Raw genomic sequence first — 7,799 nt, 5'->3', positions numbered from 1 at the left:
GGGCTGACCCTGATGAACCGCTATATCAGCGGCGACAACGTGCACATCGGCACGGTGACCGACGGCAAGGAATGGGGTCGCGAATCGGAGCTGGCCTATACCGTGCAGAGCGGCACCTTCCGCGACCTCAACGTGCGCTGGCGCAACTCCAGTATCCGCAAGAGCTTCAGCACCAACGAGTTCGACGAGAACCGCCTGTTTATCAGCTACCCGATTTCGTTGTTGTAGCCGATCGCTGCCGATTGATCGCTCCCGCGCTCCGCCGGGAAGCGATCATGCAGCTCGAAACATTTTGAAAAATCTACAGCCCGTGGTGGCCGCCGATCAAAGCGTCCATCGCATTGACAAAGCCGTTTCGCGCTGACGATAATCCAGACTCAATGTCGTACGACAACAGACGACAAAAATAACAACAAACATTCGACCAGGGCCACGCCATGACCTCAGCGACAACCACCCCGCAGCCCTTCAATCGTCTCCTGCTCACCGGTGCGGCCGGCGGCCTGGGCAAGGTCCTGCGCGAAAGCCTGCGGCCCTATGCCCGTGTCCTGCGCCTGTCGGATATCGCCCAGATGGCGGCGCCCATCGATGACCGCGAGGAAGTCCGGCCCTGCGACCTCGCCGACAAGCAGGCGGTGCACCAGTTGGTCGAAGGCGTCGACGCGATCCTGCATTTCGGCGGCGTCTCGGTGGAGCGCCCCTTCGAGGAAATCCTCGGGGCCAATATCTGCGGCGTCTTCCATATCTACGAAGCCGCCCGTCGCCATGGCGTCAAACGGGTGATCTTCGCCAGTTCCAACCATGTGATCGGCTTCTACAAGCAGAGCGAAACCATCGACGCCCACGCGCCACGGCGCCCGGACAGTTACTACGGACTGTCCAAGTCCTACGGCGAGGACATGGCCAGCTTCTACTTCGACCGCTATGGCATCGAAACCGTCAGCATCCGCATCGGTTCATCGTTCCCGGAACCGCAGAACCGCCGGATGCTCAGCAGCTGGTTGAGCTTCGACGACCTGACGCAACTGCTCGAACGCGCCCTGTATGCGCCCAATGTCGGGCACACCGTGGTCTACGGCGTCTCCGACAATCGTTATGTCTGGTGGGACAACCATCTGGCCGCGCACCTCGGCTACCAGCCACAGGACAGCTCCGAGCCGTTCCGCGCCAAGGTCGAGGCCCAGCCGGCCCCGGCGGCGGACGATCCGGCCATGGTCTACCAGGGCGGTGCCTTTGTCGCCGCGGGTCCTTTCGGCGACTGAGCCGACGAACCATCCTCTTCAGGGAACGGAGTGCCCATGGACGCAGAATTGATTCTCGACGCCCGCAACGCCACCGGCGAAAGCCCGGTGTGGAGCGTGCGCGAACAGGCGCTGTACTGGGTCGATATCCCGGCCCGTCGCCTGCACCGCTGGAGTGCCGGGACCGGACAGACCCACAGCTGGGAAACCCCGGAAATGCTCGCCTGCATCGCCCGCTGCAAGGACGGCAGCTGGATCGCCGGCCTGGAAAGCGGCCTGTTCAGGCTGCAGGCCGATGTCGACAACGGCCTGCACAGCCGGTTGCTGGCGCCGGTCCGGCATGCCAGCCCCGGCATGCGTTTCAACGATGGCCGTTGCGACCGCCAGGGGCGTTTCTGGGCCGGCACCATGCTCCTGGACATGAGCCAGGGCCGAGCGGTCGGCGCCCTGTATCGCTACGACGCCGGGCAACAGCAACCGCTCCAGGCCAGCCTGGACAACCTGATCGTGCCCAACGGCCTGGCCTTCAGTCCTGACGGCAAGACCCTGTACCTGTCCGATTCCCATCCGAGCGTGCAGCGCATCTGGGCCTTCGACTACGACACCGACAGCGGCACGCCGCATAACCGCAGGCTGCTCGTCGACATGAACCAGTACCCCGGCCGACCCGATGGCGCCGCCATGGACGTCGATGGCTGCTACTGGATCTGCGGCAACGACGAAGGCCTGATCCATCGGTTCACCCCTGACGGTCGCCTTGACCGTTCCCTGGCGGTGCCGGTGAAGAAACCCGCCATGTGCGCGTTCGGCGGCAGCGACCTGGGCACCCTGTTCATCACCTCGATCCGCCCCGTCGGCGACCTGCACGACCAGCCCCTGGCCGGCGGCGTGTTTGCCCTGCGCCCGGGCGTCCAGGGCCTGGAGGAACCGTTTTTCCACGCCTGATGCCTTGTGCCCGGGAGCGTGGATACCGAGCACTTTTGAACGAAGCAGCCAAAAAATAACAACAAGACGGAGAATCACCCCATGGACTTCAAACGCAAGCTTCTCATCGCCGCACTCCCCCTCGCCTTCAGCTTCAGCCACCTGGCCCATGCCCTGGAAATCAAGTTCGCCGACATCCACCCGGCCGGCTACCCGACCGTGGTCGCCGAAGAAAACATGGGCAAGGCCCTGGTCAAGGAAAGCAACGGCAGCCTGACGTTCAAGATGTTCGCCGGCGGCGTGCTCGGTTCGGAAAAGGAGGTGGTGGAACAGGCCCAGGTCGGTGCCGTCCAGATGGCCCGGGTCAGCCTCGGCATCGTCGGGCCGGTGGTACCGGACGTGAACGTGTTCAACATGCCCTTCGTGTTCCGTGACCAGGCCCATATGCGCAAGGTCATCGACGGCGAGATCGGCCAGGAGATCCTCGACAAGATCACCCAGTCCGAATTCAACCTGGTCGCCCTGGCCTGGATGGATGGCGGCACCCGCAACCTCTACACCAAGAAGCCGGTGCGCAGCCTCGCCGACCTCAAGGGCATGAAGATCCGCGTGCAGGGCAATCCGCTGTTTATCGAAACCATCAATGCCATGGGCGGCAACGGCATCGCCATGGACACCGGCGAGATCTTCAGCGCCCTGCAGACCGGAGTGATCGACGGCGCGGAAAACAACCCGCCGACCATGCTCGAACACAACCATTACCAGAACGCCAAGTACTACGCCCTGACCGGGCACCTGATCCTGCCCGAGCCGGTGGTGATGTCGAAGACCACTTGGGAAAAGCTCACCCCCGAGCAACAGGCCCTGGTCCGCAAGGTGGCCAAGCAGGCGCAACTCGAAGAGCGCGCGCTGTGGGACGCCAAGTCCGCCAGCAGCGAAGAGAAGCTCAAGGCCGCCGGCGTCGAGTTCATCGTCGTCGACAAGAAACCCTTCTATGAGGCCACCGCCTCGATCCGCGAGAAGTACGGCGCGCCCTACGCCGAGCTGATGACCCGCATCGAAGCGGTCGAGTAACCCCCTCCCCACCCCATGGAAGGCCCGACCGGCTGGCGCCCAGCGCCCGGGCCGGCGGGTAACGGTGACATCCGATGAAGAATCTTGTGCTGCAGATCAACGACCGGGTCTACATGGCCTGCATCTGGGTCGCGGGGCTGGCGATACTCGCCATCTCCCTGATCATTCCCTGGGGCATTTTTGCCCGCTACGTCCTCGGCACCGGCTCCAGTTGGCCGGAGCCCAGCGCCATCCTGCTGATGATGGTGTTCACCTTTATCGGTGCCGCCGCCAGCTACCGTGCCGGCGCGCACATGGCCGTGGCCATGCTCACCGACCGCATGAGCCCGGCCATGCGCTCGGGTGCCGCCCTCATCGCCCAGGTGCTGATGGCGACCATTTGCCTGTTCATGACGATCTGGGGTGCCAAGCTCTGCGCCTCGACCTGGAACCAGTTCATGAGCGCGCTGCCGACCTTGCGGGTCGGCATCACCTACATGCCGATTCCCGTGGGCGGCGCCCTGACGCTGATCTTCGTGCTGGAAAAACTCCTGCTGGGCGACCAGAGCCAGCGCCGCGTGGTGCGTTTCGACCTGGTCGAAGAAAACGAAGGGGCTGCCTGAATGGACGCGCTGATGCTGTTGGGCAGTTTTATCCTCCTGATCCTGATCGGCATGCCGGTGGCCTACGCCCTGGGCCTGGCCGCGCTGATCGGCGCCTGGTGGATCGATATCCCGTTCCAGGCCCTGATGATCCAGGTCGCCGGCGGGGTGAACAAGTTTTCGCTGATGGCGATTCCGTTCTTTGTCCTGGCCGGCGCGATCATGGCCGAGGGCGGCATGTCACGGCGCCTGGTGGCATTCGCCGGAGTCCTGGTGGGCTTCGTACGCGGCGGCCTGTCACTGGTGAACATCATGGCCTCGACCTTCTTCGGGGCGATTTCCGGCTCGTCGGTGGCCGACACCGCCTCGGTCGGTTCGGTGCTGATCCCGGAAATGGAGCGCCGCGGCTATCCCCGCGATTTCTCCACCGCCGTCACCGTCAGCGGTTCGGTGCAGGCCTTGCTGACACCGCCCAGCCACAACTCGGTGCTCTACTCCCTGGCCGCCGGCGGCACGGTGTCCATCGCCTCGCTGTTCATGGCGGGGGTGGTCCCGGGCCTGTTGATGAGCGCCTGCCTGATGGTGCTGTGCCTGATCTTCGCGAAAAAGCGCGGCTACCCCAAGGGCGAAGTCATTCCCCTGCGCCAGGCCCTGAAAATCTGCACCGATGCCCTGTGGGGCCTGATGGCCATGGTGATCATCCTCGGCGGGATTATCTCGGGGATCTTCACCGCCACCGAGTCGGCGGCGATCGCCGTGCTCTGGTCGTTCTTCGTGACCATGTTCATCTACCGCGACTACAAGTGGAGCGAGCTGCCCAAGCTGATGCACCGCACGGTACGCACGATCTCCATCGTGATGATCCTGATCGGCTTCGCCGCCAGCTTCGGCTACATCATGACCCTGATGCAGATCCCGGCGAAGATCACCACACTGTTCCTGACCCTGTCGGACAACCGCTATGTGATCCTGATGTGCATCAACGTCATGCTGCTGTTGCTCGGCACGGTGATGGACATGGCCCCGCTGATCCTGATCCTCACGCCGATCCTGATGCCGGTGGTCCTCGGCATCGGCGTCGATCCGGTGCAGTTCGGCATGATCATGCTGGTGAACCTGGGGATCGGCCTGATCACGCCGCCGGTGGGCGCGGTGCTGTTCGTCGGCTCGGCGGTGGGCAAGGTCAGCATCGAGAAGACCGTCAAGGCGCTGCTGCCGTTCTACGGCGTGCTGTTCCTGGTGCTGATGGCCGTCACCTATATCCCCGCGCTGTCGCTCTGGCTGCCGCACCTGGTGCTGTAAGTCGCCCCTCCCCCCGGGAGCCGCCACGCCGCGGCTCCCGATCCCGGTCAAGGAAAACCGCCTGTCATGTCCGCCTCCCCAACGCAGTCCCTCTCCACCGCACTGCCGCGCCCGCTCGCGGTACTGATTCTCGCCACCCTCGCCTGTGCCTTCGCCGGCAATCACATCGCCGCGCGGATCGCCTTCGACCACGACACCGGCCTGTTGCTGGCGATTCTCTGCCGTTCCGGCGTGACCTTGCTGGTGCTCGCCGGGCTGGTGTTCTGGCAGCGGGAAACCCTGAAGCTCAAGGCCGGGACCTGGCGCTGGCAATTGCTGATGGGGGTGCTGATCGCCGCGCAAAGCTTTTGTGTCTATTCGGCCGTGGCGCGGATTCCCGTGGCCCTGGCGTTGCTGGTGGGCAATACCGCGCCGATCCTGCTGGTACTGCTGAACTGGGCGCTCGGCGGACGTGCGCCGACCCGGCAGGCGATGCTGTTGATGGGCATGATCCTGATCGGCCTGGTGTTCGCCCTGGACGTGCCGCAGCGCCTGTCCAGCCAGGACAGCGGCGAAGCACAATGGCTGGAAGGGATACTGTTCGGCTTTGCCGCCGCCAGTGTCTTTGCCTGCGCCCTGTGGATAACCGAGCACAAGCTGTCCCAGGTGCGTGGCAGCGTGCGCAGCCTGCTGACCTTGCTGGTGGTGTTCTGCGTCACCGCACTGCTGGGCCTGAGCGAACTGCTGCCCGGTGGCATCAGCCTGCCGGGCGCGCCGACCGGCTGGTTGGCGCTGGGCTGCCTGGTGCTGCTCTACGGCCTGGCGTTTTCCTTGCTGTTCATCTGCGTGAGCCGCCTGGACATTGTGCGCAATGCGCCGGTGATGAACGTCGAACCGATCGCCAGCCTGCTGTTCGGCTGGCTGATCCTCGACCAGTTGCTGAGTCGCGGGCAAGTCATCGGCGGCTTGATCGTGGTCGGCGGGATCGTCCTGCTGACCTCGCGCAAGCCGGCCTGATTCCCTGTCAGCCGCGGGTTGCGCGCCAAAGCCTGGTGACCAGCGTCACCAGGGCCAGCACCACCGCCCCGGCGACAATCCCCACTACCGCATTGAGCAGCGTCGGCACCACCACCGCGAAGCCGCCGGTCGCCGCAGCCACACCCTCGATCCAGTGATGCAGCGCCGGTACGCCATGGGTGAGAATCCCGCCGCCGACCAGGAACATCGCCGCCGTGCCGATCACCGACAGGCTCTTCATCAGGTACGGCGCGGCACTCAGCACGCCACGCCCGAGACTGCGCTGCAAAGAGGCCCAAGCACCCTCGCCGGCCTTGCGACTCAGGTACAGGCCGCCGTCATCGAGCTTGACGATACCGCCCACCAGGCCATACACGCCGACCGTCATCACGATGGCGATGCCCGACAGCACCACTACCTGCTGCATCAGCGGCGCGTCGGCCACCGTGCCGAGGGTAATGGCGATGATCTCCGCCGAGAGAATGAAGTCGGTGCGCACCGCGCCCTTGATCTTGTCCCGCTCGAAGGCCACCAGGTCGGTCGCCGGATCGCCGATCGCCTGCACCAGCCGGACATGCCCGGCCTCGTCCTCGGCCTGGCTGTGGAGGAATTTATGCGCGAGCTTTTCGAAGCCTTCGAAACACAGGTAGGCACCGCCCAGCATCAACAACGGCGTCACCAGCCAGGGGGCCAGCGCACTGATCGCCAGGGCCGCCGGGACCAGGATCAGCTTGTTGCGAAACGATCCCTTGGCCACCGCCCAGACCACCGGCAACTCACGCTCGGCGCGCACCCCGGAGACCTGCTGGGCATTGAGCGCCAGGTCGTCACCGAGGACCCCGGCGGTTTTCTTGGCCGCCATCTTGGTCATCAGCGCGACGTCATCCAGTACCACCGCGATATCGTCGATCAAGACCAGCAAACTGCTTCCTGCCATGGTGCATTCCTCGGGAAAATTGCGTTGCACAGTGTGCCGTCGGGCGTCCCGGAGGGCAATCTTGAGACTCGCGCAAGCCCGGTGCTACCATGCCCAACCGCCCGGACAGGCAAGGAAAACCCTGGTTTATGAGCACCATCCGCGAACGCAACAAAGAACTGATTCTGCGCGCAGCCAGTGAAGAGTTCGCCGACAAGGGTTTCGCTGCCACCAAGACCAGCGACATCGCGGCCAGGGCCGGCCTGCCCAAGCCCAATGTCTACTACTACTTCAAATCCAAGGACAACCTTTACCGCGAGGTCCTGGAAAGCATTATCGAGCCGATCCTGCAGGCGTCGACGCCGTTCAACCCCGAAGGCGTGCCCGGTGAAGTGCTGGCCGGCTATATCCGCTCGAAGATCCGCATCTCCCGCGACCTACCGGCGGCCTCCAAGGTCTTCGCCAGCGAAATCATGCACGGCGCGCCGCACCTGAGTCCCGAGCAGGTGGAACAGCTCAACGCCCAGGCCCGGCACAATATCGAGTGCATCCAGAGCTGGATCGACCGGGGACAGATCGCCCCCATAGACCCCAACCACCTGATGTTCACCATCTGGGCCGCGACCCAGACCTATGCCGACTTCGACTGGCAGATCTCCTCGATCACCGGCAAGGCCAGGCTCGACGACAGCGACTACGAGGCGGCGGCACAGACCATCGTGCGCCTGGTGCTCAAGGGCTGCGAACCCGATCGATAATTGCCAG

Annotated in this window: 9 protein-coding genes; 8 read left to right on the top strand and 1 reads right to left on the bottom strand. The window is 64.3% G+C overall.

From position 1 onward, the window contains the following. The 7 genes from ACL9RJ_RS27940 to ACL9RJ_RS27910 form a co-directional block, all read left to right on the top strand. A partial coding sequence (locus ACL9RJ_RS27940; RefSeq protein ID WP_422765864.1) for an OprD family outer membrane porin occupies positions 1-228 on the top strand: 228 nt, incomplete at its 5' end. Between the two features lie 209 nt (positions 229-437). Then, the gene (locus ACL9RJ_RS27935; protein ID WP_177088450.1) at positions 438-1,262 is read left to right on the top strand and encodes an NAD-dependent epimerase/dehydratase family protein; all 825 of its coding nucleotides are present in this window, start codon (positions 438-440) and stop codon (positions 1,260-1,262) included. A 36-nt stretch (positions 1,263-1,298) separates the two neighbouring features. Beyond that, positions 1,299-2,186 carry a glucurono-1,5-lactonase gene (locus tag ACL9RJ_RS27930; RefSeq protein ID WP_422765863.1) on the top strand — a complete coding sequence of 296 codons (888 nt, stop codon included), beginning with the start codon at positions 1,299-1,301 and terminating at the stop codon, positions 2,184-2,186. A gap of 81 nt (positions 2,187-2,267) precedes the next feature. Beyond that, positions 2,268-3,239, top strand: coding sequence for a TRAP transporter substrate-binding protein (locus tag ACL9RJ_RS27925; protein ID WP_017124373.1), 972 nt, complete (start codon positions 2,268-2,270; stop codon positions 3,237-3,239). A gap of 74 nt (positions 3,240-3,313) precedes the next feature. After that, positions 3,314-3,841, top strand: a complete 528-nt coding sequence (locus ACL9RJ_RS27920) for a TRAP transporter small permease (protein WP_103032909.1) — start codon at positions 3,314-3,316, stop codon at positions 3,839-3,841. Continuing rightward, complete coding sequence (locus ACL9RJ_RS27915) at positions 3,842-5,122, top strand: TRAP transporter large permease (protein ID WP_017124374.1); 1,281 nt, start codon at positions 3,842-3,844, stop codon at positions 5,120-5,122. A 66-nt stretch (positions 5,123-5,188) separates the two neighbouring features. Further along, positions 5,189-6,118 (top strand): EamA family transporter, encoded by a 930-nt coding sequence (locus ACL9RJ_RS27910; protein WP_017124375.1) that lies wholly within the window; start codon positions 5,189-5,191, stop codon positions 6,116-6,118. Positions 6,119-6,125: 7 nt separating this feature from the next. Here the strand turns inward: ACL9RJ_RS27910 and ACL9RJ_RS27905 are convergent, their stop codons facing one another. Continuing rightward, positions 6,126-7,055: a DUF808 domain-containing protein gene (locus tag ACL9RJ_RS27905; RefSeq protein WP_042934615.1), complete on the bottom strand. Its 930-nt coding sequence runs from the start codon at positions 7,053-7,055 to the stop codon at positions 6,126-6,128. 128 nt (positions 7,056-7,183) lie between these two features. Here ACL9RJ_RS27905 and ACL9RJ_RS27900 point away from each other — a divergent pair, with 128 nt between their 5' ends. Then, positions 7,184-7,792, top strand: coding sequence for a TetR/AcrR family transcriptional regulator (locus ACL9RJ_RS27900; RefSeq protein ID WP_017124377.1), 609 nt, complete (start codon positions 7,184-7,186; stop codon positions 7,790-7,792). The last annotated feature ends 7 nt before the right edge of the window (positions 7,793-7,799 follow it).

The organism is Pseudomonas sp. Mn2068 (genome assembly GCF_049319725.1).
GTDB lineage: Bacteria > Pseudomonadota > Gammaproteobacteria > Pseudomonadales > Pseudomonadaceae > Aquipseudomonas > Aquipseudomonas gingeri.
The sequence above is the reverse complement of the archived record's forward strand: the minus strand, read 5'-3'. Positions and strand labels throughout refer to the sequence as shown.